Annotated in this window: 28 protein-coding genes and 1 tRNA gene; 27 read left to right on the top strand and 2 right to left on the bottom strand. The window is 37.7% G+C overall.

What is annotated here, in order from left to right; genetic code table 11:
- Nucleotides 1-45: 45 nt before the first annotated feature.
- The 26 genes from efp to ACFFIX_RS00225 all read left to right on the top strand — a co-directional run bounded on the left by efp (nucleotide 46) and on the right by ACFFIX_RS00225 (nucleotide 23,205).
- On the top strand, nucleotides 46-603 hold the full coding sequence (gene efp, locus ACFFIX_RS00350) for an elongation factor P (RefSeq protein WP_378929287.1): 558 nt from the start codon (nucleotides 46-48) through the stop codon (nucleotides 601-603).
- A 467-nt stretch (nucleotides 604-1,070) separates the two neighbouring features.
- On the top strand, nucleotides 1,071-1,352 hold the full coding sequence (locus ACFFIX_RS00345) for a YqhV family protein (RefSeq protein WP_378929284.1): 282 nt from the start codon (nucleotides 1,071-1,073) through the stop codon (nucleotides 1,350-1,352).
- A 113-nt stretch (nucleotides 1,353-1,465) separates the two neighbouring features.
- The gene (gene spoIIIAA, locus ACFFIX_RS00340) at nucleotides 1,466-2,386 is read left to right on the top strand and encodes a stage III sporulation protein AA (RefSeq protein ID WP_378929281.1); all 921 of its coding nucleotides are present in this window, start codon (nucleotides 1,466-1,468) and stop codon (nucleotides 2,384-2,386) included.
- Nucleotides 2,383-2,898, top strand: a complete 516-nt coding sequence (gene spoIIIAB, locus ACFFIX_RS00335; protein ID WP_378929278.1) for a stage III sporulation protein SpoIIIAB — start codon at nucleotides 2,383-2,385, stop codon at nucleotides 2,896-2,898. Before spoIIIAA ends, spoIIIAB begins: the two co-directional genes overlap by 4 nt.
- Nucleotides 2,899-2,919: 21 nt before the next feature.
- Nucleotides 2,920-3,126 carry a stage III sporulation protein AC gene (spoIIIAC, locus tag ACFFIX_RS00330; protein WP_378929276.1) on the top strand — a complete coding sequence of 69 codons (207 nt, stop codon included), beginning with the start codon at nucleotides 2,920-2,922 and terminating at the stop codon, nucleotides 3,124-3,126.
- 72 nt (nucleotides 3,127-3,198) lie between these two features.
- On the top strand, nucleotides 3,199-3,591 hold the full coding sequence (spoIIIAD, locus tag ACFFIX_RS00325) for a stage III sporulation protein AD (RefSeq protein ID WP_378929273.1): 393 nt from the start codon (nucleotides 3,199-3,201) through the stop codon (nucleotides 3,589-3,591).
- A gap of 29 nt (nucleotides 3,592-3,620) precedes the next feature.
- A complete protein-coding gene (gene spoIIIAE, locus ACFFIX_RS00320) occupies nucleotides 3,621-4,799 on the top strand; it encodes a stage III sporulation protein AE (protein WP_378929271.1) in 1,179 nt (392 codons plus the stop codon).
- Between the two features lie 12 nt (nucleotides 4,800-4,811).
- Nucleotides 4,812-5,435, top strand: coding sequence for a stage III sporulation protein AF (gene spoIIIAF / locus ACFFIX_RS00315; RefSeq protein WP_378929268.1), 624 nt, complete (start codon nucleotides 4,812-4,814; stop codon nucleotides 5,433-5,435).
- Between the two features lie 4 nt (nucleotides 5,436-5,439).
- Nucleotides 5,440-6,084, top strand: a complete 645-nt coding sequence (gene spoIIIAG, locus ACFFIX_RS00310) for a stage III sporulation protein AG (RefSeq protein ID WP_378929266.1) — start codon at nucleotides 5,440-5,442, stop codon at nucleotides 6,082-6,084.
- 15 nt (nucleotides 6,085-6,099) lie between these two features.
- Nucleotides 6,100-6,783 (top strand): SpoIIIAH-like family protein, encoded by a 684-nt coding sequence (locus tag ACFFIX_RS00305; protein ID WP_378929263.1) that lies wholly within the window; start codon nucleotides 6,100-6,102, stop codon nucleotides 6,781-6,783.
- A gap of 334 nt (nucleotides 6,784-7,117) precedes the next feature.
- Nucleotides 7,118-7,624, top strand: a complete 507-nt coding sequence (accB, locus tag ACFFIX_RS00300) for an acetyl-CoA carboxylase biotin carboxyl carrier protein (RefSeq protein WP_378929261.1) — start codon at nucleotides 7,118-7,120, stop codon at nucleotides 7,622-7,624.
- A gap of 15 nt (nucleotides 7,625-7,639) precedes the next feature.
- A complete protein-coding gene (gene accC / locus ACFFIX_RS00295) occupies nucleotides 7,640-8,989 on the top strand; it encodes an acetyl-CoA carboxylase biotin carboxylase subunit (RefSeq protein WP_378929258.1) in 1,350 nt (449 codons plus the stop codon).
- A gap of 58 nt (nucleotides 8,990-9,047) precedes the next feature.
- A complete protein-coding gene (locus ACFFIX_RS00290) occupies nucleotides 9,048-9,431 on the top strand; it encodes an Asp23/Gls24 family envelope stress response protein (protein ID WP_378930327.1) in 384 nt (127 codons plus the stop codon).
- Nucleotides 9,432-9,739: 308 nt separating this feature from the next.
- Nucleotides 9,740-10,132 carry a transcription antitermination factor NusB gene (gene nusB / locus ACFFIX_RS00285; RefSeq protein WP_378929256.1) on the top strand — a complete coding sequence of 131 codons (393 nt, stop codon included), beginning with the start codon at nucleotides 9,740-9,742 and terminating at the stop codon, nucleotides 10,130-10,132.
- 25 nt (nucleotides 10,133-10,157) lie between these two features.
- Nucleotides 10,158-11,027 (top strand): bifunctional 5,10-methylenetetrahydrofolate dehydrogenase/5,10-methenyltetrahydrofolate cyclohydrolase, encoded by an 870-nt coding sequence (locus tag ACFFIX_RS00280; RefSeq protein ID WP_378929254.1) that lies wholly within the window; start codon nucleotides 10,158-10,160, stop codon nucleotides 11,025-11,027.
- Nucleotides 11,028-11,076: 49 nt separating this feature from the next.
- Entirely contained in the window at nucleotides 11,077-12,429 is a 1,353-nt protein-coding gene (gene xseA, locus ACFFIX_RS00275; RefSeq protein WP_378929252.1) for an exodeoxyribonuclease VII large subunit, read from the top strand.
- Nucleotides 12,426-12,665, top strand: a complete 240-nt coding sequence (locus tag ACFFIX_RS00270) for an exodeoxyribonuclease VII small subunit (RefSeq protein WP_378929250.1) — start codon at nucleotides 12,426-12,428, stop codon at nucleotides 12,663-12,665. Before xseA ends, ACFFIX_RS00270 begins: the two co-directional genes overlap by 4 nt.
- Entirely contained in the window at nucleotides 12,662-13,546 is an 885-nt protein-coding gene (locus ACFFIX_RS00265) for a polyprenyl synthetase family protein (RefSeq protein WP_378929248.1), read from the top strand. The genes ACFFIX_RS00270 and ACFFIX_RS00265 overlap by 4 nt, the downstream gene beginning before the upstream one ends.
- 282 nt (nucleotides 13,547-13,828) lie before the next feature.
- Nucleotides 13,829-15,730 (top strand): 1-deoxy-D-xylulose-5-phosphate synthase, encoded by a 1,902-nt coding sequence (gene dxs, locus ACFFIX_RS00260; protein WP_378930324.1) that lies wholly within the window; start codon nucleotides 13,829-13,831, stop codon nucleotides 15,728-15,730.
- Nucleotides 15,727-16,575 carry a TlyA family RNA methyltransferase gene (locus tag ACFFIX_RS00255; protein WP_378929246.1) on the top strand — a complete coding sequence of 283 codons (849 nt, stop codon included), beginning with the start codon at nucleotides 15,727-15,729 and terminating at the stop codon, nucleotides 16,573-16,575. Before dxs ends, ACFFIX_RS00255 begins: the two co-directional genes overlap by 4 nt.
- 464 nt (nucleotides 16,576-17,039) lie before the next feature.
- Complete coding sequence (gene ahrC, locus ACFFIX_RS00250; RefSeq protein WP_378929244.1) at nucleotides 17,040-17,489, top strand: transcriptional regulator AhrC/ArgR; 450 nt, start codon at nucleotides 17,040-17,042, stop codon at nucleotides 17,487-17,489.
- A 278-nt stretch (nucleotides 17,490-17,767) separates the two neighbouring features.
- A complete protein-coding gene (gene recN, locus ACFFIX_RS00245) occupies nucleotides 17,768-19,474 on the top strand; it encodes a DNA repair protein RecN (RefSeq protein WP_378929243.1) in 1,707 nt (568 codons plus the stop codon).
- A 283-nt stretch (nucleotides 19,475-19,757) separates the two neighbouring features.
- Nucleotides 19,758-21,035 carry a SpoIVB peptidase gene (gene spoIVB / locus ACFFIX_RS00240; RefSeq protein WP_378929241.1) on the top strand — a complete coding sequence of 426 codons (1,278 nt, stop codon included), beginning with the start codon at nucleotides 19,758-19,760 and terminating at the stop codon, nucleotides 21,033-21,035.
- A gap of 300 nt (nucleotides 21,036-21,335) precedes the next feature.
- Nucleotides 21,336-22,124: a sporulation transcription factor Spo0A gene (gene spo0A, locus ACFFIX_RS00235; protein ID WP_378929239.1), complete on the top strand. Its 789-nt coding sequence runs from the start codon at nucleotides 21,336-21,338 to the stop codon at nucleotides 22,122-22,124.
- A 347-nt stretch (nucleotides 22,125-22,471) separates the two neighbouring features.
- Nucleotides 22,472-23,029, top strand: coding sequence for a DUF6241 domain-containing protein (locus tag ACFFIX_RS00230; RefSeq protein WP_378929237.1), 558 nt, complete (start codon nucleotides 22,472-22,474; stop codon nucleotides 23,027-23,029).
- Nucleotides 23,030-23,126: 97 nt separating this feature from the next.
- Nucleotides 23,127-23,205, top strand: a tRNA-Lys gene (locus ACFFIX_RS00225).
- Nucleotides 23,206-23,351: 146 nt separating this feature from the next.
- Here the strand turns inward: ACFFIX_RS00225 and ACFFIX_RS00220 are convergent.
- Entirely contained in the window at nucleotides 23,352-23,507 is a 156-nt protein-coding gene (locus ACFFIX_RS00220; protein WP_378929235.1) for a YycC family protein, read from the bottom strand.
- Between the two features lie 50 nt (nucleotides 23,508-23,557).
- Between ACFFIX_RS00220 and ACFFIX_RS00215 the strand changes: the two genes are divergently transcribed.
- On the top strand, nucleotides 23,558-24,298 hold the full coding sequence (locus ACFFIX_RS00215) for a glycerophosphodiester phosphodiesterase (RefSeq protein ID WP_378929233.1): 741 nt from the start codon (nucleotides 23,558-23,560) through the stop codon (nucleotides 24,296-24,298).
- Between the two features lie 84 nt (nucleotides 24,299-24,382).
- Here ACFFIX_RS00215 and ACFFIX_RS00210 read toward each other — a convergent pair whose 3' ends face one another.
- Nucleotides 24,383-24,619 carry a DUF2627 domain-containing protein gene (locus ACFFIX_RS00210; RefSeq protein WP_378929231.1) on the bottom strand — a complete coding sequence of 79 codons (237 nt, stop codon included), beginning with the start codon at nucleotides 24,617-24,619 and terminating at the stop codon, nucleotides 24,383-24,385.
- Nucleotides 24,620-24,638: the final 19 nt, after the last annotated feature.

The raw sequence follows: 24,638 nt of genomic DNA, 5'->3' as shown, positions 1-24,638 counted from the left end.
TAGGGGGATTTAAGTCCTGCAATCATCTATAGGAGGAAATTTTAAATGGTTTCAGTAAATGATTTTCGCACAGGACTTACAATTGAAGTAGATAACGGCATTTGGCGTGTAATGGATTTCCAACATGTTAAGCCTGGAAAAGGAGCAGCTTTCGTTCGCTCTAAATTGCGTAACCTTCGTACAGGAGCTATTCAAGAAAAAACATTTCGTGCTGGAGAAAAAGTAGGAAAAGCACAAATCGAAACGCGCAAAATGCAATATTTATATGCAAGCGGCGATCAGCATGTATTTATGGATACATCTTCTTACGATCAAATCGAGCTTAACGAAAATTCAATTGAATACGAATTGAAATTTTTAAAAGAAAATATGGAAGTAACGATCATGATGTATCAAACCGAAACATTAGGAGTAGAACTACCTAACTCCGTTGTTTTAGAAGTTGCTGAAACAGAGCCTGGTATTAAAGGTGACACTTCTTCAGGTGGAACAAAAACAGCTAAATTAGAGACTGGATTAATTGTCAATGTTCCATTCTTTATTAACCAAGGTGATAAATTAATCATTAACACGACGGACTCTAGTTATGTTTCTCGCGCATAATACGTTTTAAAAACCTCTCATAATTGGGAGGTTTTTTTTCGGAAAGTGAGAGTGGGTTAGTCTAAATTTGTCGTTAAATGTCGATTGGCTTATAGAAAGGCCGAATTGGCTTATAGAACCAGTAAACTGACTTATAGAACTTGAGTTTTCGCTTATAGAAAAGTTTAACTGTATCCTAAGTTTAACTTGCAGGCTTCGTTTTAAGAATTTGATGAAGTAATTTTTTAAAAAGTCGGCAATATCATCCTAAAATCCTCGCAATATTACAAAACGATCAAAAAAACTACTTTATAATTTGCAGCAAGTCGAGCAATTAGCCTTTTTTCGACCAGCAAAGATCCTCTTCTTTTTATTGATAGAGAAAAGACTTGTCCCTAACTAAAGACAAGTCTTTTCTCTATTTTTCTGACTAAATCCCTACTCTCCCGCATAAAGTGTACAAACCCACTTCACGAGGAGAGAGCAAAATGAGACGATTTTTTTCTGGTATTGATTCTACAGTTATGACAATGGCAGGTTTGCGTTTTTTTTCGGCATCAATTGAGCTGACAGCGGCAATCTTAATGCTTGTTTTTAATGATGTCAAAAAGGCTGTGATGATTAATTCACTGCTAGCCATTGTTGGGCCGATTATTTTTATTTTGACGATGACGATTGGCATTTTTCAGATTGCTGATCAATTATCGTATGCCAAGTTACTCTTTATTGGACTCGGAGTGTTTTTTATTTTGTTGGGTATTTACAAATAGCTCTCTATTTCTTAAGGAAGATCCTCTGAATACGGCATATTTTTAAGTCATAATGTGTCCAAGCATGCATACACTTCTAGAGTAACCAAAGAGCTAAATAGGAGGAAGCGAATGTGAATGAAATTATTGATATGCTTCCGGAATCTATTAAAGAGCACCTTATGAATCTTCATCCTGCCAGCATTGAACGAATTGAGGAAATTCGGATTCGTATTTTAAAAAGGGTCGAAGTGATCATCATGGGAAAACCAATATTTCTTCCATATATTACGACGTATGAAGATAGCATGACTTTGCTTAACGAGGTGAGTCATTACTCCATTTATACAATGGAAGAAGAGTTGAAAAGAGGATTTATCACGATAAATGGAGGACATCGCGTCGGCTTATCCGGTCGAGTTATTACCGAAAATGGACAAGTGAAGGCAATTCGTGATGTTACGTCCTTTAATATTCGGGTGGCAAGAGAAAAAATTGGAATTGCCGAAGCTTATGTACCATATTTATACAACAAAAAGTGGTTGAACACGTTACTTGTTGGCCCACCACAAACAGGTAAAACGACATTACTTCGTGATTTTGCTAGATTAATTAGCACGGGTTATCGAACAATTGAATCAAAAAAGGTAGGGATTGTGGACGAGCGCTCAGAGATTGCTGGATGTGTGAGAGGAGTGGCTCAGCATCAGCTTGGAGAGCGAGTGGATGTATTAGATGCCTGTCCGAAAGCAGAGGGTATGATGATGATGATTCGTTCGATGAGTCCGGATGTACTTATCGTGGATGAGATCGGTAGGATAGATGATACGGAAGCAATTCTTGAGGCTGTTCATGCGGGAGTTCAGCTATTTGTTACCGTACACGGCTATACCGCTGAAGAATTAATAAAAAGGCCGTCCTTACAACCCTTAATAAAACTAAAGGTTTTTGATCGGTTTATTGAGCTTTCTAGAAAAAATGGCCCAGGTACTGTTCACCAAATCATCGATCGTGAGGGCAACACTTTACTAAATGAAAGAAGCGTGACCACATGATTAAATTATTTGGTGCGGTATTTATTTTAGTTGCCACAACATGGGCAGGCTTTGAAGCCGCGAAGCATTTGAGTGAACGAACGCGACAGCTTCGGCAGCTTAAGGTTGCATTGCAATCACTAGAAGCAGAAATTATGTATGCACATACTCCTCTTACTCTAGCAGCGGAGAATATTGCAAAACAAATGCCAAAGCCACTATCTTGTTTTTTCGATTCGTTTGCCAAAAGACTTGTTAAAGGACATACAAGTGTCAAAGTTGCTTGGGATGAAAGTTTACAAGAGGTCTGGAAGTTAACTGCGTTTAAACAAGGCGAACTCGAAGTGCTCAAGCAGTTTGGTGAAACATTGGGTCAGCATGATCGCGTTTCACAACAAAAACATATCAAACTAACACTCACACATCTAGAAAGAGAAGAAACAGATGCAGTTGATCGCCAAAATCGATATGAACGAATGGTTAAAAGCCTTGGATTTCTATCTGGATTATTACTAGTCATTTTATTGATGTAGCGGGCAGGGGGAGTAAGAGCAATGGGTGTTGATATAAACACGATATTCCAAATTGCTGGAATTGGAATTGTGGTTGCATTTCTTCATACAATTTTAGATCAAATGGGAAAAAAAGAATACGCACAATGGGTGACACTGCTTGGGTTTATTTATATTTTGTTTATGGTCGCTTCAATTGTCGATGATTTGTTCAAGAAAATAAAGGCCGTTTTCCTTTTCCAAGGTTAACGAAGTAAATTTTACAAACCCGCCAATAGGTATAGTAGATCTCGTATTTAAAAAGGGGGTGGGCTAAAAGCGATGGAAATCATTCAAATTGTCGGTCTCGGACTTATCGCAACGTTTCTAGCACTCATCGTTAAAGAGCAAAAGCCAACCTTTGCCTTTATGTTAGTCGTGTTTGTAGGTTGCGTGATCTTTCTATTTTTAGTTGATCAAGTTTATGAAATTATCCATATGGTAGAAAAAATCGCCTTGAATGCCAATGTTAATGCGATTTACGTCGAAACCATTTTAAAGATTATTGGAATTGCTTACATTGCAGAGTTTGGCGCACAAATTACCAAAGATGCTGGTCAAGGAGCAATTGCTTCTAAAATTGAATTGGGTGGGAAAATCCTTATTTTGACCATGGCTATTCCGATCTTAACTGTCATTATTGAAACGGTTCTCGGAATGATACCAGGATCCTAAACGAAAGTAGCTCATAAAGGGGTGAGTGAATGCGGACGCTACTGATTACACTATTTCTCGTCCTATTTTTTTCTTTTCCAAGCATTGTACAAGCTACTCCACCTCCCGCTCCTCCTGATCAAAGCGAGTTTGCCAGCGAACAAGTTGAACGGTTGGGAGTCGAAGAAATTAAACAATATTGGGAAAATTTAACGACTGAATACGGCGGTTTTTTGCCAGAAAGTCAAAAAGGAAGCCTAGTCGAATTTTTAAACGGTGAAAAAGAGCTCTCTTTTAGCGAATGGATGAAGGCGTTGCTTAAATTTTTGTTTCATGAATTGCTTGCAAACGGTAAATTACTTGGAACACTTATTTTATTGACTATTTTTAGTATGTTGTTGCAGACATTACAAAATGCATTTAGTCAAAGTACCGTAAGTAAAGTGGCGTATGCACTCGTTTATATGGTGTTGATTATTATTGCATTGAATAGCTTTCATGTCGCGATCCAATATACAAATGAAGCGATCCATAACATGACCAATTTCATCCTTGCGTTAGTTCCTCTTCTTTTGGCTTTAATGGCATCCTCAGGTGGACTCGTTTCAGCAGCATTTTTCCATCCAGTGATACTCTTCTTAATGAACACAAGTGGATTACTAATTCAAAATATCGTCTTGCCTCTACTCTTTTTAGCGGCTCTCTTAAACATTGTCAGCACGTTAACAGATCAATACAAGGTGACGCAGCTTGCTCAGTTGCTAAGAAACATTAGCATCGGACTGCTTGGAGCATTCTTAACAATCTTTTTAGGCGTTATTTCAGTACAAGGTGCTGCAGCTGCTGTCTCGGATGGAATAGCAATTCGAACTGCAAAGTTTGTGACTGGAAACTTTATTCCCGTGCTAGGAAGAATGTTTACAGATGCCGCTGACACCGTGATCAGCGCATCAATGCTTTTGAAAAACACGGTTGGTGTACTAGGAGTTGCCATACTCCTTGTCATCGCAGCTTTTCCGGCTATTAAGATATTATCGATAGCGCTCATCTATAAATTAGCGGCCGCGATTCTCCAACCACTAGGCGGCGGTCCAGTCATCACATGTTTAGATATTATCAGTAAAAGTGTGATATACATCTTTGCCGCGCTAGCAATCGTCTCACTGATGTTCTTTCTAAGCTTGACGGTCATTATCGCAGCAGGAAATCTGACCATGATGGTGCGTTAAGGGGGAGTCACAATGTCTATTTTGACCGATTGGATCACCAATATCATCTTGTTTATTTTACTAGCAGTTGTCATCGATTTATTATTGCCTAACTCTACAATGCAAAAATACGCAAAAGTGGTGATTAGCTTACTACTCATTGTTGTCATCATCAATCCAATCTTTAAACTTTTTTCAACAGATATGGATCAATTGCTAGCAGAAATCCAGCTAGAATCCTCTTACAATGAAGATGAAGGAAAAAATTTAATCGATTTGCAAAAAAAAGAAATACAAGCCTCACAGCGTGCATATATTTTAAACTACATGGCTGTCCAAATGGAAAAGCAAGCAGAAAAGGAGCTGGTGCAAAACTACGATGTAACAATAAGTCAAATCCTCCCAACATTTTCAGAGCAGGATACTCAAATTAACTCTCAAAGTCAACCAGATCACATAGAAGTTACCCTGCAGCATAAACCAGAGGAAGCAGCATTGGAAACGGTTCAAATGGTAGAAATCGACGCATCAAAGAACCCTGTACCAAAAAAAGATACACAAAAAACAGAAGCAGAAGAGATTGCGGCCTATCTAGCAAACATTTGGGAGGTAGAGGCAGAAACAATTACTGTTCATTTGGAAGGGGGGAGGGAGTGATTAGATGAGTAATAAACAATCTCTCATTCAAAAACTAAAAGACTTGTTGAGCCAAGGAGATTCCAAGAAACCATCAAAATATCATTATTTTCTCATTGTGCTTGTCCTAGGAGTTGCTTTTATGTTGATTAGCAATCTCTTTTACCCTGAGGAGGGTGCGAATTCGGTACTTCCTACAACAGCAACCACAGAAGCTGAAAAGGAAACAGAGGTATTCAAGTCAACAGCCGCAGACGGTGAAAAAGGCTCAATCTCTGATTACGAAGCCGAATACGAGAAGCAGCTTAAAGAAGCTTTAGAGGCCATCCTTGGAGTAGATGATGTAACCGTCGTTGTAAATGTTGACGCGACTTCGCTTAAGGTACTTGAAAAGAATCGTGTCTCCCAAACTCAAGGCACAGAAGAAACGGACCGTGAAGGTGGTAAACGGAAAGTGGACGATACATCAACAGACGAACAAGTTGTCGTCATCCGTGAAGGTGAAAAAGAAACACCAATTATTCTTCAGGTGAAAAAACCGGAAGTAAGAGGAGTTTTAGTAGTAGCCAAGGGTGCAGACAACATTCATATAAAGAAAACCATTGTGGAATCAGTTACAAGAGTACTAGGTGTTGCGAGTCATAGAGTGCAAGTTGCACCTAAAAAATAAGGAGGATTATAGATGATGTTAAAAAAACAAACGGTTTGGTTATTAACGATGTTAAGTTTAGTTGTTGTATTATCGGTCTACTATGTTACATCCCCAGACGGTGGATCTAGTAATGGAATTGTGATGACAGAAAATGAGGAAGCAACAAATGAAGAAAATGTAGATACAACGCCAACAGGTGAGGGTGGCGAGGAGAAACCTGTTGAAGAAGAAAAACCTGTAGAGGACGATAAAGCAGTAGAAGATGAGAAAGACGCAAAGCAGCCTGAAGAAGACGCAAAAGAAGGCGAAGAAAAAGCTAAGGAATTTGAAGATGGCAGCACGGTAATCTCTAGTGTATCAAGCGATGAGCTTTTTGCAACACTTCGTATGGAATTAGAGGATGCACGTAGTGAAAGAACAGATCAATTAGAGACAATTGTCGCAAATAGTGAAATTGCTGCAACTGAAAAAAATGAAGCATACGATGAGATGAAAGATTTATCTATAGCAGCAAAAAGAGAGAGAATACTAGAAACCTTGATTAAGGCTGAAGGCTATGATGATGCGCTAGTTCGTGCAGACGGTGATAATGTAAAAATTACTGTGAAATCTTCACAGGAACATACCGCAGAATCTGCAAACAAAATCATTTCCATCGTAAGAAACGAGATCAACACAATGGAAGACATTGCAGTATCATTTCAACCAGCAGAATAATACAAACAAAAAACTTCGCTGACATTGCTCAGCGGAGTTTTTTTGTTTGTTTAGTAAATAATAAAATTCTTGTAATGTGGATAACGTTTCTGCATCCGGCTCCAGCGCTTTTGTTCTTAGAACAGATTTGAAAGCGTTTTATTATTCTTCGTATTTATTCTATAATGGACGTAACTAGAATTTTACTAAAAGAACTCAAACGTATACCAATTAAGATTAATGTTGAATTCAACCTAACAAATGTCGTAAGATATAAGAATAGGACTAAGTTTTAGTACTAGATTATAAAGATTTCTTATTCAATTAGAAGCAATGACTAAGGGGTGCGAAGTAGATGTTGAAGATACAAGAAATTAGAGAAATCATTAAATTAGTTGACCAATCAAGTATTGATGAATTTTCCTTCGAGCACGATGGCTCGAAAATAAAAATGAAAAAACACTCAGGTGAATCTGAAACAGTGGTGAGAAATGTTGGATCATCATCTGTGCCAGTTGCACCCGTTTTACAGCAGGCAGTTTCTGGGGCCCCACAAGCACCAGCTGCAATAGAAACAGATCAGGCTGTAAAAGAAGAAGTGAAATCAGAACTAAATACAGACAATTTACATAAAATCACCTCCCCAATGGTTGGTACATTTTATTCAGCATCATCACCTGAAGCTGAAGCATTTGTAAAAGAAGGAACAAAGGTTAATGATGATTCGGTTGTGTGCATCGTAGAAGCGATGAAGCTTTTCAACGAAATTGAAGCCGAAATAAAAGGCGAAATCGTTGAGGTTTTAGCTCAAGATGGACAGTTAGTTGAATATGGTCAGCCATTATTCCTTGTAAAAGCTTAGGTTAGGAGCAAAAACATGATAAAGAAATTACTAATCGCAAATCGCGGAGAAATCGCGGTACGTATTATTCGTGCTTGTAAAGAGCTTAACATTGAAACAGTTGCGGTTTTTTCAGAAGCCGATCGTGACGCACTCCATGTACAACTTGCTGATGAAGCGCTATGTATCGGACCAACTGCTTCAAAAGACAGTTATTTAAACATGACGAATATTATTAGTGTCGCTAAATTAACTGGCAGTGAAGCAATTCATCCAGGTTATGGATTTTTAGCTGAAAACGCTGATTTCGCTGAACTATGTAAAGAATGCAACATCATATTCGTAGGTCCAAGTCCGGAAGCGATCTCGAAGATGGGAACAAAGGATGTTGCTCGTGAAACAATGAGACTAGCTGGAGTTCCTATTGTACCGGGATCTAGAGGGATTATCGCTGATACAGAAGAAGGAAGAACCCTTGCTAATGAAATGGGCTATCCGGTCATCATAAAAGCGACTGCTGGCGGTGGTGGAAAAGGGATTCGAGTTGCAAAAGATGAGCAAGAACTCATCAAAGGCATTCAAATTACCCAACAAGAAGCGGCTACAGCATTTGGAAATCCAGGTGTGTATATTGAAAAATACATTGAAGATTTCCGCCACGTTGAAATTCAAGTCATGGCAGATTCACACGGCAATGTTATCCATTTGGGCGAGCGTGACTGTACAATCCAACGTCGTCTTCAAAAGTTACTTGAAGAAACACCTTCACCTGCTCTTGACGAAAAAATTCGTGAGCAAATGGGTGATGCAGCCGTGAAAGCGGCTCAAGCTGTCAACTACACGGGTGCAGGAACGGTTGAGTTCATCTATGATTATCGACAGAAGAAATTCTACTTTATGGAAATGAATACACGGATTCAAGTTGAGCATCCAGTAACGGAAATGGTCACAGGGATTGATTTAATCAAAGAACAGATCAAAGTAGCTTCAGGCGAAAAGTTATCCGTTAGTCAAGATGATGTCGTTTTTAATGGCTGGGCGATTGAATGTCGTATTAATGCGGAAAATCCTGAGAAGAATTTTATGCCTTCACCTGGTAAGATCCAAATGTACTTGCCGCCTGGTGGTCTAGGTGTTAGAGTAGACTCAGCGGTATATCCCGGTTACTCGATCCCACCATATTATGATTCAATGATCGCAAAGCTCATTACATACGGAGCGACAAGAGAAGAAGCGATCGCTAGAATGAAACGTGCTTTAAGTGAATTTGTTATTGAAGGAATTTCAACAACGATTCCATTCCATCTTAAACTTTTGAACCACGAACAATTCGTAAGCGGTGAGTTTAACACGAAGTTTTTAGAATTGTATAAGGTTATGGAATAAGTACGTTTAACTAATAATTGGAGGTGCTAAAACCTTGAAAGATATTAAAGTATTAGAAATGAATCACGATGAAAACGGTCTAGGTAAAGTTGAAATTGCACCAGAAGTAATTGAAGTGATTGCAGGTATTGCAGCTTCTGAAATCGAAGGTGTTTCGTCCATGCGTGGTAACTTCGCAGCAGGTGTTGTTGAGCGTCTTGGAAAGAAAAATCACGGAAAAGGCGTTAAAGTCGAATTATCAGAAGACGGAATCATTATTGACGTTTACTGTGTGATGATTTTTGGAGTTTCTATTCCGAAAGTTGCCCATAAAATTCAAGACAACATCCGTCAAGCACTACTGAACATGACTGCCTTGGATATTAATGAAGTAAATATCCACGTTGTTGGCATTCAATTCGATACAAAAACGAACGAAGTAGAAATTGACCAAGAAATGTAAGGTTTAGAAGATAGTTGACCAGAGGGAACTCCCTTTGGTTTTTTTCTTTTATTCGAATAAACCTATTATTCACTCCACCTTTGTATAGCAAATCAGCGAATAGCTACACTAGTAAAAGGAACTAAATTGAAAATTGTATTAAATACGAATGTTCCTCAATGTTTGTTATTCTTTATTCGGTAATTACGAAAAAAACTACATTTTCAGCATGAATCTACTATTAGTTTATGATATGATCTTTTTAAGACATTCGACAATAATATTTTCGTACCTCCATAGATAATTGGTACAAGAAGGAGTAAGAAAGAATGAAACGAAGAACAGCGAGAGAAACAGCATTACAGGCACTATTTCAAGTGGATGTGAGTGAAATCGAACCGAATGAGGCAATCCAGCATGCACTAGATGGGAAGGACTCAGATGAGTTCATGGAAAAGCTTGTTTACGGTACCATACAATATCAAGAAGAGCTAGATATGTTGATTATTCCACATCTAGTAAATTGGACCATAGATCGACTTGCAAATGTTGACCGAGGAATTTTACGTATGTCAGCATATGAACTGAAATATGAACAAGAAATTCCATCAAGTGTGACATTAGATGAAGCAATTGAATTGGCAAAAAAATTCGGAGACGACCAATCTAGCAAATTTGTTAATGGTGTCCTATCCAACATAAAAAATGATTTAGAAAAATAACCACGCCCCCGAGGAGGAGTCTTAAATGACAGCTACGATTATCGATGGAAAACAGATTGCAAAACAAAAAAGAGAGGCACTTGCTAAAGAAGTGGAACAATTAAAACTTGAAGGGTTGACTCCAAAGCTAGTTGTCATTTTAGTTGGGGATAGTCCTGCATCACTTTCTTATATTAAAGGGAAGCGAAAAGCTGCTGAGGAAATAGGGATTGGATTTAAACTAGAACACTTTTCAGGAGATTATTCTGAAAAGGAACTTCTCCAACTAATTAATTCCTATAACAACAATTCTGAATTTCATGGAATACTCGTTCAACTTCCTTTACCTAAACATATCAGTGAAAAAGCTGTCATTGAAGAAATCTCTCCACTTAAAGATGTAGACGGATTTCACCCGTTAAATGTTGGGAAAATGATGATAGGGCAAGAAAGCTTCTTACCTTGCACACCTGCAGGAATTGTAGAAATGATTAAATCTGTTGGTGCTGAAATAAAGGGCAAACACGTTGTTGTTGTTGGAAGAAGTAATATTGTAGGTAAGCCGGTTGGACAACTACTTTTAAATGAAGATGCAACCGTTACTTACTGTCATTCTAAAACAGCTAATTTGTCTGAGTTTACAAAGGTAGCGGATATTTTGATTGCTGCTGTTGGACGAGCTGATTTCATTAAAGCCGACGACATTAAGAATGGCGCCGTTGTTATTGATGTGGGAGTTAACCGCCTCGATAACGGTAAGCTATGTGGTGACGTTGAATTTGAAAAAGCGAAAGAAGTAGCTAGCTTCATAACACCTGTTCCAGGTGGAGTAGGACCTATGACGATAACTATGCTAGCACATAATACCGTTCAATCAGCTAAAAATCAGTTGAAAAATTTGCAAGGGTCTAAGTAATTATTACGGAAGATTACGTCCCGAATTTTCTCCGAAAGGAGCCTTAAAGATGAGCGCTAACGAAATTAAGCATGTAACGGTCACTGCATTAACAAAATATATTAAACGAAAATTTGATGTTGATCCCCATTTATCAGATATTTGGGTAAAAGGTGAACTTTCGAATTTCAATATGCATAGCCGTGGACATATGTATTTTACCTTAAAGGATGAAAACGCAAGAATTCAAGGAGTTATGTTTGCTGGAGCAAATAAAGCTCTTAAGTTTAGGCCGGAAAACGGAATGAAGGTTCTTTTGCGTGGAGAGATTTCAGTTTACGAACAAAATGGTGGCTATCAAATCTATGCAAAAGAAATGCAACCCGACGGAATCGGAAGCCTATATTTAGCTTATGAAGAATTGAAGAAAAAGCTTGAAAAGGAAGGGCTCTTTAACTCTGTCCATAAAAAGGAAATTCCAAAATTCCCTCAAACTGTAGGAGTGATTACGTCTCCTACTGGTGCGGCAATCCGAGATATAATAACGACAATTAACCGTAGGTATCCAATAGTAAAAGTCATTCTATTTCCAGCTCTTGTTCAAGGTATTCAAGCGGGTGCTTCTGTTGCAAGTGCGATTAAAACAGCGAATAATCTTGGCTATTTAGACGTCCTAATTGTCGGTCGTGGTGGTGGCTCAATTGAAGAACTGTGGGCTTTTAATGAAGAAATCGTTGCAAGAGAAATTTTTGCTTCAAAAGTACCGATTATCTCTGCGGTTGGACATGAAACAGACTTTACTATTGCCGATTTTGTAGCAGATCTTCGAGCCCCAACGCCGACTGCTGCAGCTGAATTGTCAGTTCCACATTTTACCGAATTAATCGAAAGAATTTCATCGCGAAAAACTCGTCTAATACGCGCAATGCAAGAAAAAACAACAAGTGAAAGAGAACGGTTAACACACTACCAGAAATCCTATGCATTTCGTTATCCCAAGCAGTTGTATGAACAAAAAGAACAGCAACTTGATTTTTTAGTTGATTCCTTAAACAAGTTGGGTAAGCGTACACTTTCTTCACAAAATGATCGCTTTACTCACCTGAAAAGTCGATTGCTTCAAGTGCATCCGAAAGATCAGCTTAAAAGATCAAGACAATTACAGGAGCAGCTTCAAAGCAAAATGAATCGAGAAATGAGTGTACTTTTAGCACACAAACACTCGCACTTTAAGGAGATAGTTGCTAAACTAAATGCATTAAGTCCATTAAAGGTGATGGATCGGGGCTATAGCCTCGTTTATCAGGATGAAAAATTAATTAAAAGTATTAAGCAAGTTGAGCCAGGAGGTTCACTAAAGGTTCAACTGCAGGATGGACATCTAGACTGCCAAGTACGGGGAATAGAGGAGCGAGTAAAATGAGTAAGGAAAAACAAGTAACTTTTGAAGAAGCCATGCAAAACTTAGAAGAAATTGTTGCAAAGCTTGAAGAAGGGGATGTACCTCTTGAAAAAGCAATTGATTACTTTCAAGAAGGCATGAAACTCTCAAAATTATGTCATGATAAATTACAAAATGTAGAAAAGCAAATGGATTATATCTTGCGTGAAGACGGAGTGTTAAAGCCGTTTACCATTCAAGAGGAAGAAAAATCGTGAAAGATATGTTGATCGATTTTTTACTTTCTAGAAAAAAAATTATTGAAGAACAATTGCTTTCGTACATACATGAACTAAAAGCACCTGAGACCTTAAAAAAATCGATGTTGTATTCCCTTGAAGCGGGTGGAAAAAGGTTACGTCCAATTTTAGTGCTTGCTACAATGAATGATTATAATAAAAACGAAAACATCGGGGTTGCAGTTGCCTGTGCAATTGAGATGGTACATACATATTCCTTAATTCACGATGATCTTCCTTGTATGGATGATGATGATTTAAGACGGGGGAAGCCGACAAATCACAAGGTCTACGGAGAAGCAACGGCCGTTTTAGCAGGGGATGGCTTGCTTACCCAAAGTTTTCAACTAATTGCAAATACACCTACCATTGATTCAAATACTAAGGTCAGATTAATGACTGAGCTAGTAAAAGCGGCAGGACCAGAAGGCATGGTTGGCGGCCAAGTCGCCGACATGGAGGGAGAAGCTAAGCAACTATCCCTTAAAGAGCTAGAATATATTCATGAAAACAAAACGGCTAAGCTTCTTGGATATAGCGTTGTTTCGGGTGCAATTTTAGCAAACGCCCCTGAAGATGATCTTGAGAAACTTCAACTATTTTCTTATCATCTTGGGATTGCTTTTCAAATTCGTGATGATATTTTAGATATTGAAGGCAACGAAGAGGTCATTGGCAAGCCAGTGGGCTCAGATACGTACAATGAAAAAACAACCTACCCTGCAATTTTGTCACTGGATGGTGCAAAGCAAAAGCTAGTCCAACATATTGAAGCTGCGAAATCAGAACTTCATAACCTCTCAATTAAGGCACATTTATTAGAGGAATTATGTGACTTAGTTGCCCAAAGAGACCACTAAAGCCCCGTTATCTACTGATAGCGGTTTTTTAGTTTGAATTCTATTTTTTCAGGGTTACGAGCAACTCATTGTTATCTGAAATAATTAAGAATCCCCTAAAACATTGTAAAACATCTGCGTTTATGTTAAATTTTTGCATGACTAATCTGTCGTAAACAAGTATAGAAAAGGCTGTAGCCTAATAAAAGTTTTCAAAAATAGTAATTTTACGTTAAAATAGAAAGAACAAATTAAAAAGGGAATATATAGTGAATTAAACTGAATTGAAAGTGAGTGATCCATTTGGATCTTCTATCCATTAAAGACCCAGCGTTTTTAAAAACTTTATCTAATAATGAACTAGAAAAATTAAGTGTCGATATCCGTGAATTTTTAATTGAAAAGCTATCTGTGACGGGTGGTCATATTGGGCCAAACTTAGGTGTTGTTGAGTTAACAGTTGCACTTCACAAAGTATTTGACAGTCCAAAAGACAAATTAATTTGGGATGTAGGGCATCAATCGTATGTTCATAAAATATTAACTGGCAGAGCATGTGAATTTGATACACTTAGACAATATCAAGGCCTTTGCGGGTTTCCTAAAAGAAATGAAAGTGAGCATGATGTTTGGGAAACAGGTCATAGCTCAACATCATTATCAGCTGCAATGGGAATGGTCGTTGCGCGCGACCTCAAAAAAACAAAAGAACACATCCTTCCGATCATTGGTGATGGTGCACTAACAGGCGGTATGGCTCTTGAAGCATTAAATCATATTGGTCACGAACAAAAAGATATGATTATCATTTTAAATGATAACGAGATGTCTATTGCCCCGAATGTTGGAGCTCTTCATAATGTATTAGGTCGTTTACGAACAGCTGGTAAGTATCATTGGGTTAAAGACGAGCTTGAGTACTTACTTAAAAAAGTTCCAGCAGTCGGTGGTAAACTAGCGGCTACTGCTGAACGATTAAAAGATAGCTTAAAGTATATGCTTGTTTCAGGTATTTTCTTTGAAGAGCTAGGCTTTACGTATTTAGGACCTGTTGATGGTCACAACTATGACGACCTTTTTGAAAATTTACAATACGCTAAGAAAACAAAAGGCCCTGTTCTTCTGCACGTGATTACGAAAAAAGGAAAAGGTTATTCCCCTGCAGAAACAGATACAATTGGCACATGGCATGGAACAGGACCTTATAAAATTGAAACAGGTGACTTTTTCAAACCATCTGAAGTTGCTCCAGCTTGGAGTAAGTTGGTAAGTGAAACGGTTCGACGATTAGCACGTACCGATGAACGGATTGTAGCGATTACACCGGCAATGCCAGTTGGTTCAAAGCTAGAGGGCTTTGCAAGTGAGTTTCCAGAGCGGATGTATGATGTTGGAATTGCTGAACAGCATGCGACAACAATGGCGGCAGGTCTAGCAACTCAAGATATGAAGCCATTTTTAGCGATCTATTCAACATTCCTACAAAGAGCATATGATCAAGTCGTACATGACGTTTGTCGTCAAAACCTGAATGTGTTTTTTGGGATTGATCGTGCTGGCTTAGTTGGAGCTGACGGTGAAACACATCAAGGTGTATTCGATATCGCTTTCTTACGCAATCTTCCAAACATGGTCTTAATGATGCCGAAAGATGAAAACGAAGGACAACATATGGTGAACACGGCGATTTCTTATGATGATGGGCCAATCGCGATGCGTTATCCACGAGGCAATGGTTTAGGTGTGGCGATGGATAAGGAGTTAAAAATCATTCCAATTGGCACATGGGAAGTATTAAAAGAAGGAAAAGATGCAGTAATCCTCACATTTGGTACAACGATTGAAATGGCACTAGAAGCGGCTGAACAATTGGCTAGTAAAGGTTTAACAATAAGAGTTGTAAACGCTCGATTTATTAAGCCATTAGACGAAGTGATGCTTGCAGAGATTTTCGAGCATAACCTCCCTGTATTAACAATAGAAGAAGCAGTGCTACAAGGTGGTTTCGGAAGTGCAGTGATTGAATATGCACATGACCATCGTTACCATCACGCGACCGTTGAGAGAATGGGTATTCCTGATCGATTCATTGAGCATGGTAGCGTATCAAAACTACTTAATGAGATTGAACTAACAACAGAACATGTATGCGGACGTATTTTATCAATGCTTCCTGCGAAAAAGAAAAAGGTTCTAGGTTCATGAGTGGAAAAAAAGAAAGATTAGATGTATTACTTGTTGAGCATGGTTTGTTTGAAACAAGAGAAAAAGCAAAACGTGCAATCATGGCAGGTTTAGTTTATTCAAACGAAATGAGATTAGACAAGCCAGGTGAAAAGATAGTCCGAGATAGTGTTTTAACTGTAAAGGGCAAAGTGCTTCCATATGTAAGTCGAGGTGGATTAAAGCTTGAAAAGGCTTTAAAAAGCTTTGATCTAGATGTAAAAAACAAATTAATGATTGACATCGGATCCTCTACAGGTGGTTTTACAGATTGCGCTCTACAAAATGGCGCAAAACTTTCCTATGCAGTTGATGTTGGCTATAATCAACTTGCTTGGAAATTGCGTCAAGATGAGCGTGTAGTCGTGATGGAACGAACAAACTTTAGATATTCAACACCTGCGGACTTCCATGAAGGTATGCCAGAATTTGCTTCCATTGATGTATCCTTTATATCATTAAAGTTAATTCTCCCTGTTCTTAAAACTTTATTAGTTCCTAACAGTCACTGTGTTGCACTTGTTAAACCACAGTTTGAAGCGGGAAAAGGATTGGTTGGGAAAAAGGGGATTGTTCGAGAATCAAAAGTCCATCAAATGGTATTAGATGAAATGCTTACATTTGCCTTAAAAGAAGGATACGACTGCAAAAATCTTTCATATTCTCCAATCACAGGTGGGGATGGAAACATAGAGTTTCTTCTTCATCTCTTTTGGGAGGGACCAAAAGAATCCGGTGAAAACCAGTTACCTAAAACAGTAAAGCAAATTGTAGATGAAGCACACAGTCAATTAAAAGAAAACAAGCTAAAAGAGAATGGGATTTGACACGTTACAGCGTGTTAAGTCTCTATTTTTTTGTTCAACTATCAGAATTTATATAATTCTAAGACACAGTAAGCATTTCGCAAGTCCACCTCCAGCGCCTAGCCCCGACGCACAGGACGTGCTAGTGCAGTCAATGCGACAGGACGTCGCGTTCTTGACTGCCTCGAGGTCATAAGTCAATTCTAAATTGAAGGCAAAGACCACCTTCTATTTAGAATCGCCTTATGCTATGCCTAAGGCTGACCAAGGCGCTTGCGCTTTTTTTATATAGTTGAGACTGTCACAAACTCTAGAAAATCTGTACATTTTATTGCTTTTCATTTAACATGTAAGGTGTATGGGAAATCAATTAGATCTAGCTTGGTGAGGGCTTATCATTTGATATGAACGGTGTATTTATTTTTCTCCTTAAGGGGGTAAAGATACATATAGATCATGCAGTTTCAAATTCTGAGGGGTGCGAAATGAACAAAGGGCAAAGACATATAAAAATTCGTGAAATGATTACGAATAATGAAATTGAAACACAGGACGAGCTTGTCGATCTATTAAAAGACATTGGTTATAATGTTACACAAGCGACAGTTTCTAGAGATATTAAAGAACTACATCTTGTCAAAGTCCCTATGATGGACGGACGTTATAAATATAGCTTACCAGCCGATCAGCGCTTTAATCCTCTTCAAAAATTAAAACGTTCATTGATGGATGCATTCGTGAAAATTGATTCAGCAGGGAATATGTTAGTCATGAAAACATTACCTGGAAATGCCAATGCCATTGGTGCTCTGATCGACAATTTAGATTGGGATGAAATTTTAGGAACGATTTGTGGAGATGACACAATCCTTATTATTTGTCGGACCCCAGAAGAAACAGGTACGATTACCGATCGATTTTTAAACATGCTTTAACACAAAAAGCGCGGGGCGCCCCGTTGAGCGACGTATGGACTGGAGGAGGAAGAAAGGCTAAGTTCGCGACGTCCTGTCGCAACGCTTTTCTGACCTACTTCCTGTAGGCCGGAGATAAAGGAAACACGAAGAGCGATAGCGATTCGATGTTGACTTATCGTAGGGAAGTCCACTAGTCGTTGGGGCGCGGGAGCTGGATTCAGAAACGCAAACGAAGTTAAGAAAATATATAAATTCTGGTTGTATAAAAAAACGAAAACAAGTAGAGGTGGTTCTGTTTGTTAGCGGAATTATCAATTAAAAATTTTGCAATTATTGAAGCTCTAACGGTTTCTTTTGAAAAAGGGTTAACGGTTTTAACTGGAGAGACAGGAGCAGGAAAATCAATTATTATTGATGCGATTCATCTTTTAGCAGGTGGAAGAGGTTCTTCAGAATTTGTTCGTTATGGAGAAAAACGCGCTGAACTTGAAGGGCTTTTTTTACTGGATGATTCAAAGCATCCTGTTTATAGAAAGTGCACAGAGTTTGGGATTGATATAAGTGATGGAATGATCGTGTTAAGAAGAGATATTTCGATGAATGGCAAGAGTATATGCCGTATTAATGGCAAGCTTGTCACAATCGCAATTCTCCGCGAAGTGGGTCAAAGCATTGTTGACATTCATGGACAGCATGATAATCAAGAATTAATGAACGAAGAAAACCACATAACATTACTTGATCAATATGGTGGGCAAAAGGTGCAAGCTGCACACCATGCGTATAAGGAAATTTATCATCAATATGAAATCAAAAAAAAGAAGATTAAGCAGCTTTCTGAAAATGAACAAGAAATGGCGCATCGCTTAGATCTTATCCAATTTCAACTTGACGAAATTGAGTCGGCAAATCTTCAACCAAAAGAAGATGAAATCCTTCAAGAAGAAAAGAATCAAATCTCTAATTATGAAAAGGTGTATGAGGCTCTTCAAAATGGGTACAATTCATTACATGGTGAACAAAAAGGATTAGACTGGGTTGCACATGCGATGAATGCTTTAGAAGATGTATCGCAGATTAATGACACGTTAAAAGGAATGTCTGAAGGCATTTCAAATTGTTATTATCTGCTTGAGGACTTATCTTATCAGCTACGAAATGAATTGGATTCATTAGAATTTGATCCGGAACGACTAAACTTTATTGAAAGTCGTTTGAATGAAATGAATCAATTAAAACGAAAATATGGGCACACCGTAGAAGACATAATAACGTATTCTGCAAAAATCGAAGAAGAAATTGATACGATTCAAAACCGTGATAGTCATTTAGACAAAATGAAAAGCGAGCTTGATTCCATCACAAAAGACCTTGCACTTGAAGCTAAGAACTTATCAAGTGTTAGAAAAAATAGCTCAAAACAGCTGATCAAAGAAATACACCGCGAATTAAAAGAACTTTATATGGAAAAAACCACATTTGATGTGAATTTTTCTGTTAAACAGCAACAATCATTCAATGGACAAGACATTAAATATCAACTAAATGGTATTGATACGGTTGAATTTTTCTTATCAACTAATCCTGGAGAGCCGTTAAAATCACTTTCCAAGACCGCTTCTGGTGGGGAATTATCCAGAATAATGTTAGCGATGAAAAGTATCTTTTCCCAACACCAGGGCATCACATCGATCATTTTTGATGAGGTCGATACAGGTGTAAGTGGACGAGTCGCACAAGCGATCGCAGAGAAAATTTACCGAGTTTCGATGGGATCACAAGTTTTATGTATTACTCATCTTCCTCAAGTAGCAGCAATGGCTGACACCCATTTGTACATTGCTAAAGATACGAGAGCTGACCGAACGACAACAGCTGTACGTGTACTAAAGGAAGAAGAAAAAATTAAAGAAATCGGTCGTATGATAGCCGGAGTAGAAGTTACTGAATTATCAAAAGAACATGCAAAAGAGTTGCTCTCTCTTGCACACAGTGCAAAATAATAACGAAAGCTGCCAATCCTGGCGGCTTTTTGTTTTTTATTTAGGCAATACTAGGATAGTTACTACTTTACCCTAGAGAAGAAGAGAATTACCTAAATCAACTCACAAATTTGTCCAAAAGAAGGAGAAATTTTGGTTTATACCTCATTCTTCAAGATATCCTAAACTTTTTCTAATTATTCAAGTTATAAATGAGCTCGGTAAAGGCAAAATTAAAGAATGTAGCCATATATATGGTGTGGGTTAGGAGCGAGGAGAGTGTAAACTTTTGACTATAGACAAAATGAGAAAAATTTTAGGTGGTATTCTCCTTGTTTCATTATTGAGTTTAGGATTTGTTGATCAACTAAAAGACTACGTTTCGATTCCAAGATCAATTACAGTTTTTGAAACACAACAAACGAGTATAACAGAAACAATTCCTACAAACACGTTTACAACAAATACAAAAGAAGCATTTAGCGTCCAAAAGGACGAGCAACAATTAAACATTCAAGGGGAAAACGCTGGAGATGGAGAAGTTGTTTTCGATCTAGCTGGATTTCCCGTTAAAAAAGTAGATGTAAAAGTATTACCTGACTTTAAAGTGATTCCCGGCGGACAATCAATTGGGGTAAAACTGAATACTCTTGGCGTACTGGTGGTTGGACACCATCAAATTAATACAGTTGAAGGAAAACAATCCCCAGGTGAAATAGCAAATGTTCAAATTGGTGATATTATTACAAGAATTAATGGAACGAAAATTGAAAAAATGAGTGATGTTACACCTTTTATTCAAAACGCTGGTAAAACAGGTGATCCTCTTGACTTAGTTTTAACAAGAGATGAAAAAGAAATAAAAACAAAATTAATTCCTCTTAAAGATGAAAACGACCGTGCGTATAGAATTGGCCTTTATATACGTGACTCAGCTGCAGGAATTGGAACAATGACTTTTTATGATCCTGTCTCCAAAAAATACGGCGCACTAGGTCATGTAATTTCAGATATGGATACAAAGAAACCAATCGTTGTTGAAGATGGACAAATTGTTCGTTCCACCGTAACATCAATTGAAAAGGGAAGCAACGGAAATCCCGGTGAAAAGTTGGCACGATTCTCTGGAGACAAAGAGATTATTGGAAACATCACGAGAAATAGTCCTTTTGGAATTTTCGGTAAGCTAAATCAAGGAATGGATAATGGGATAAGTAACCAAGCTGTTCCAATTGCATTATCAAATGAAGTAAAAGAAGGACCTGCAAAGATTCTAACAGTTGTTGATAACGATAAGGTGGAGGAATTTGATGTTGAGGTAATCAGCACCATACCTCAGAAATTCCCTGCTACAAAGGGTATGGTTATCAAAATTACCGATGATCGTTTACTAGAAAAAACTGGTGGGATTATCCAAGGAATGAGTGGTAGCCCGATTTTGCAAAATGGCAAAATGATTGGTGCGGTTACACATGTGTTTGTAAACGATCCGACTTCAGGTTATGGTGTTCATATTGAGTGGATGTTAAGTGAAGCGGGTATTGATATCTATGAAAGCAAAAAACAACAAAAAGCAAGTTAAAATAATAAACTGTCGAGAAGAATCAATTTCTTGACAGTTTTTCTTTTTTCTCTTTGCATTTAATTTAAAATTTTGTAAAATAGAGAGAGCAAGATTTTTCGACAAATCCAAATGGAGTATTATCTTTTATATCGTATTTAGTCGAAAATAAGAGTATAGTGGAGAATTAAAAAGATATACTAATTTTTTGAAGTTTTTTTAGAAGGAATTAAAGGAATTATCTTTACCTTGTCGAATTGTAAAGTTAGTATAAAAGTATATAAAAATGGGATGGGTAGAAGCCTTAAGGAGGAAACCTGATTGAAAAAGATAAAAGTATGTGTGGTTGACGATAATAGAGAGCTAGTTGGTCTTTTAGAGGAATATATTTCAACTCAAGATGACATGGAAATTCTTGGGGTTGCTTACAACGGTCAAGAGTGCTTAAACATGTTGAAAGATAAAGATCCGGATGTATTAGTATTAGATATTATTATGCCGCATTTAGATGGCTTAGGAGTCTTGGAGAAGTTAAGAGCGATGGATAAAGCTAAACAACCCAACGTGATTATGCTAACAGCATTTGGGCAAGAAGATGTGACAAAAAAGGCAGTTGACTTAGGAGCAGCTTATTTCATCTTAAAGCCATTTGATATGGAAGGCCTTGCAAGCCATATCCGTCAAGTAAGTGGAAATGCAGCGCCTATTTTAAACCGTTCAAGTAACTATAGATCCTCTGAAAATGGAGGGAAATCAAGAAATTTAGACACTAACATCACAAGCATCATCCATGAAATTGGCGTTCCAGCTCATATAAAAGGTTACTTATATCTGCGTGAAGCGATTTCTATGGTTTATAACGACATTGAACTACTTGGTTCCATTACCGAAGTGCTATATCCAGACATCGCTAAAAAATTCAATACAACAGCAAGCCGAGTTGAACGTGCAATTCGTCACGCGATCGAAGTAGCTTGGTCACGCGGGAATATCGACAGCATTTCATCGTTATTTGGTTACACTGTAAGTATGTCAAAGGCTAAACCTACAAATTCAGAGTTTATCGCGATGGTCGCTGATAAGCTGCGTTTAGAGCATAGAGCTTCTTGATAGGGTTAGAATTAAGGGATTCGGCTAGTTTGTAAGCGAACTAGTACTTAGAACTTATACTAAAGGTCAATTTCAAAACCTATAAAATTTTTCTTAAATGATCAATGAATTAAAAAATTCGTTGGTCTTTTTATTTTGTCTTGAGTGTGAAGAGTTTATTTTTAGATATTGATTAAATGGTGTAACTCTACTTGGAAGAATGTTACCATAAAATTAGAATTAAAGTTGGGGGATTTGCATCGAGGAAAATTATGCTGGTGAAGCAACATGTACGTAACTCCCGAAGAAATTTTATAAATAGAACTTATAAAGTGAAAAATTTTATTAATAAATCGGGGGTATTGACTATGAAAAAGTTTTTGGTTATTTTAGGTATTTCTGTTATTGCTATTGGTGCCACTGGATTTGGAGCGTTTAAATTTATGGAAAATGCTGAACAACAACTTGAAAAGGATAATAAACTAAAAGAACAAGCTGATCATGTTCAAGTTGCAAAAGAAAAAGAAGAAAAAGAAATCAAAGAACAAACTGCAAAGATTGGCGGAGTTGAATATGACACTGGTCTTACTTTTGAATCAACTCAAAATGTTGTTATTGATGTAATGCATAAGATGACTCATCAGAAAGTAAAAGCTGAAGATAAATGGGGAGCAATTCCTATGATTTCAGACACAATCAATACCGTATATGACATCATATCTTCAAGCAACTTTGAGCTAAAAGATGATTTGCTAGAGATTGCAACAAGATGGAAGGATTCAAATTTTAACAATGTAGTAGAAGACCATAATTTTTTCTGGGAATACCAAGGTGGAACAATTGGTAAAGCGTATGGCCAATTATCTTCCATTGAAGAAGAAACTTTCGTATTGAACAATTTTGGTGAAGAAATAGCTCGAGAATGAAAAGCCTCCACTCTTGGGGGCTTTTATTAAAAATAAAGTGTGGATTATACTTTACAATTTGGTATGAACAGCTAAAGTTTAAAACATACTAGAAATGGGGCTTGTAGCTCAATGGGTTAGAGCAGCTTGATGTTTACCATCAGTGCAATTTGCAGGTTCGAGTCCTGCCAAGCTCATGATTAGAAAAAAAAGCGCGGGGCGCCTTGTTGAGCCTTAGTATCAAATTTTATGCTTTCTTATATGTCAAAAAAAGACTGACTCCTTTATATTGAATTCCCTCAGGCATCATGTTGTAATAAGAGGGAATTCAATATTTATAGAGTCAGTCTTTTTCTGCTTTGGAAGCTTCTTCTTTTTGAACCTCAGCTAGTTTTGCAATTAAGATATGCTGTGGCATATGCATGATTTGTTCTAAGGGTAGGTTGAGTGATTTTGCAAATTTTTGTGCAGTTTCTGCAGATATTTGTAAAGGTTTCATTGATCATTCCTCCTCTCTTTTATTTTACACGAAATGAGGGTGTGCACAAGATGACAAATATTTTTGGCCACAGAGGGGCTGCAGGTACATATCCAGAGAATACAATGGTCTCCTTTGAAGCGGCCTATAAAGCAGGTGCCGATGGGATTGAGCTAGACGTGCAAATGACAAAGGATGGAACACTTGTCGTCATACATGATGAAAAAGTCAATCGGACAACGAATGGTACTGGTTTTGTGAAAGATTTTACATATAATGAACTTCAACATTTAGACGCTAGTTATAAATTTAAAAAGTTATGGAAGAAAATTCGAATTCCAACTCTGGAAGAGGTGTTAGCGTGGGGTGAAAATAAAAAGGGATTCTTAATTAATATTGAATTAAAGAATGGAATCATTGACTATCCAGAAATTGAAAAGAGTACGATTAAGGCAATAGAACAACATGGATTAAAGGAGAATGTGATTATTTCTTCCTTCAACCACAATAGCTTAGTCAAATGTAAAAATATTGCTCCGGAAATAGTGACCGCTGCACTTTACATGGAGGGGCTCTATAAACCGTGGAATTATGCGAAAGAGATCCGTGCAGAAGGGATTCATCCACAATTTAGAGCTACACCAAAAGAAGTGATTGACTCTGCTCAAGCAGAAGGAATAGCGGTTCGTCCTTTTACTGTAAACAAAGAGGATCTCATGGGAAAGCTCATCAGCTGGAATTGTTCAGGTTTTTTCACAGATTACCCTGAAAAAGCAGTTGAAATTAGAAAGAAGAAAATGAACAGAGACTAACTCATTCTCTTCAAACCCTCCAACTGAGCGAAATATTGGAGGGTTTAGCTTGTATAGTAATTCTTAAGCAATGGTGCACCTTTTTCATTTTTTTCTAAACCGTTGCTGAACATTGTTTCGTTTTCGATCACGATAGAAAACGAAACCTGCAATAAAACCAAGACCCCCTATAAATAAGAAAAGCCCTAGTACAAATTGAAGCGATAGAAATGGTATTGGGTACTGTAGAATGCCAAAAGTCATATCGCGCATTAGCTTTATTCCTAAAGCGGCAAGTATACCTGGTATTAACATAATCATAAGTGCAACTATTCTTGACATCGAAAAATCCTTCCTAATA

It is taken from the genome of Metabacillus herbersteinensis (assembly GCF_042433335.1).
Taxonomy (GTDB): domain Bacteria; phylum Bacillota; class Bacilli; order Bacillales; family Bacillaceae; genus Metabacillus; species Metabacillus herbersteinensis.
This window is presented reverse-complemented; position numbering and strand designations above follow the sequence as displayed.

Excerpts from the sequence above, each read along its gene's own strand:
- efp (WP_378929287.1), top strand. The coding sequence starts at position 46 with ATGGTTTCAGTAAATGATTTTCGCACAGGACTTACAATTGAAGTAGAT.
- ACFFIX_RS00345 (WP_378929284.1), top strand. The coding sequence starts at position 1,071 with ATGAGACGATTTTTTTCTGGTATTGATTCTACAGTTATGACAATGGCA.
- spoIIIAB (WP_378929278.1), top strand. The coding sequence starts at position 2,383 with ATGATTAAATTATTTGGTGCGGTATTTATTTTAGTTGCCACAACATGG.
- spoIIIAC (WP_378929276.1), top strand. The coding sequence starts at position 2,920 with ATGGGTGTTGATATAAACACGATATTCCAAATTGCTGGAATTGGAATT.
- spoIIIAD (WP_378929273.1), top strand. The coding sequence starts at position 3,199 with ATGGAAATCATTCAAATTGTCGGTCTCGGACTTATCGCAACGTTTCTA.
- spoIIIAE (WP_378929271.1), top strand. The coding sequence starts at position 3,621 with ATGCGGACGCTACTGATTACACTATTTCTCGTCCTATTTTTTTCTTTT.
- spoIIIAF (WP_378929268.1), top strand. The coding sequence starts at position 4,812 with ATGTCTATTTTGACCGATTGGATCACCAATATCATCTTGTTTATTTTA.
- spoIIIAG (WP_378929266.1), top strand. The coding sequence starts at position 5,440 with ATGAGTAATAAACAATCTCTCATTCAAAAACTAAAAGACTTGTTGAGC.
- ACFFIX_RS00305 (WP_378929263.1), top strand. The coding sequence starts at position 6,100 with ATGTTAAAAAAACAAACGGTTTGGTTATTAACGATGTTAAGTTTAGTT.
- accB (WP_378929261.1), top strand. The coding sequence starts at position 7,118 with ATGTTGAAGATACAAGAAATTAGAGAAATCATTAAATTAGTTGACCAA.
- accC (WP_378929258.1), top strand. The coding sequence starts at position 7,640 with ATGATAAAGAAATTACTAATCGCAAATCGCGGAGAAATCGCGGTACGT.
- ACFFIX_RS00290 (WP_378930327.1), top strand. The coding sequence starts at position 9,048 with ATGAATCACGATGAAAACGGTCTAGGTAAAGTTGAAATTGCACCAGAA.
- nusB (WP_378929256.1), top strand. The coding sequence starts at position 9,740 with ATGAAACGAAGAACAGCGAGAGAAACAGCATTACAGGCACTATTTCAA.
- ACFFIX_RS00280 (WP_378929254.1), top strand. The coding sequence starts at position 10,158 with ATGACAGCTACGATTATCGATGGAAAACAGATTGCAAAACAAAAAAGA.
- xseA (WP_378929252.1), top strand. The coding sequence starts at position 11,077 with ATGAGCGCTAACGAAATTAAGCATGTAACGGTCACTGCATTAACAAAA.
- ACFFIX_RS00270 (WP_378929250.1), top strand. The coding sequence starts at position 12,426 with ATGAGTAAGGAAAAACAAGTAACTTTTGAAGAAGCCATGCAAAACTTA.
- ACFFIX_RS00255 (WP_378929246.1), top strand. The coding sequence starts at position 15,727 with ATGAGTGGAAAAAAAGAAAGATTAGATGTATTACTTGTTGAGCATGGT.
- ahrC (WP_378929244.1), top strand. The coding sequence starts at position 17,040 with ATGAACAAAGGGCAAAGACATATAAAAATTCGTGAAATGATTACGAAT.
- spoIVB (WP_378929241.1), top strand. The coding sequence starts at position 19,758 with ATGAGAAAAATTTTAGGTGGTATTCTCCTTGTTTCATTATTGAGTTTA.
- ACFFIX_RS00230 (WP_378929237.1), top strand. The coding sequence starts at position 22,472 with ATGAAAAAGTTTTTGGTTATTTTAGGTATTTCTGTTATTGCTATTGGT.
- ACFFIX_RS00220 (WP_378929235.1), bottom strand. The coding sequence starts at position 23,507 with ATGAAACCTTTACAAATATCTGCAGAAACTGCACAAAAATTTGCAAAA.
- ACFFIX_RS00215 (WP_378929233.1), top strand. The coding sequence starts at position 23,558 with ATGACAAATATTTTTGGCCACAGAGGGGCTGCAGGTACATATCCAGAG.
- ACFFIX_RS00210 (WP_378929231.1), bottom strand. The coding sequence starts at position 24,619 with ATGTCAAGAATAGTTGCACTTATGATTATGTTAATACCAGGTATACTT.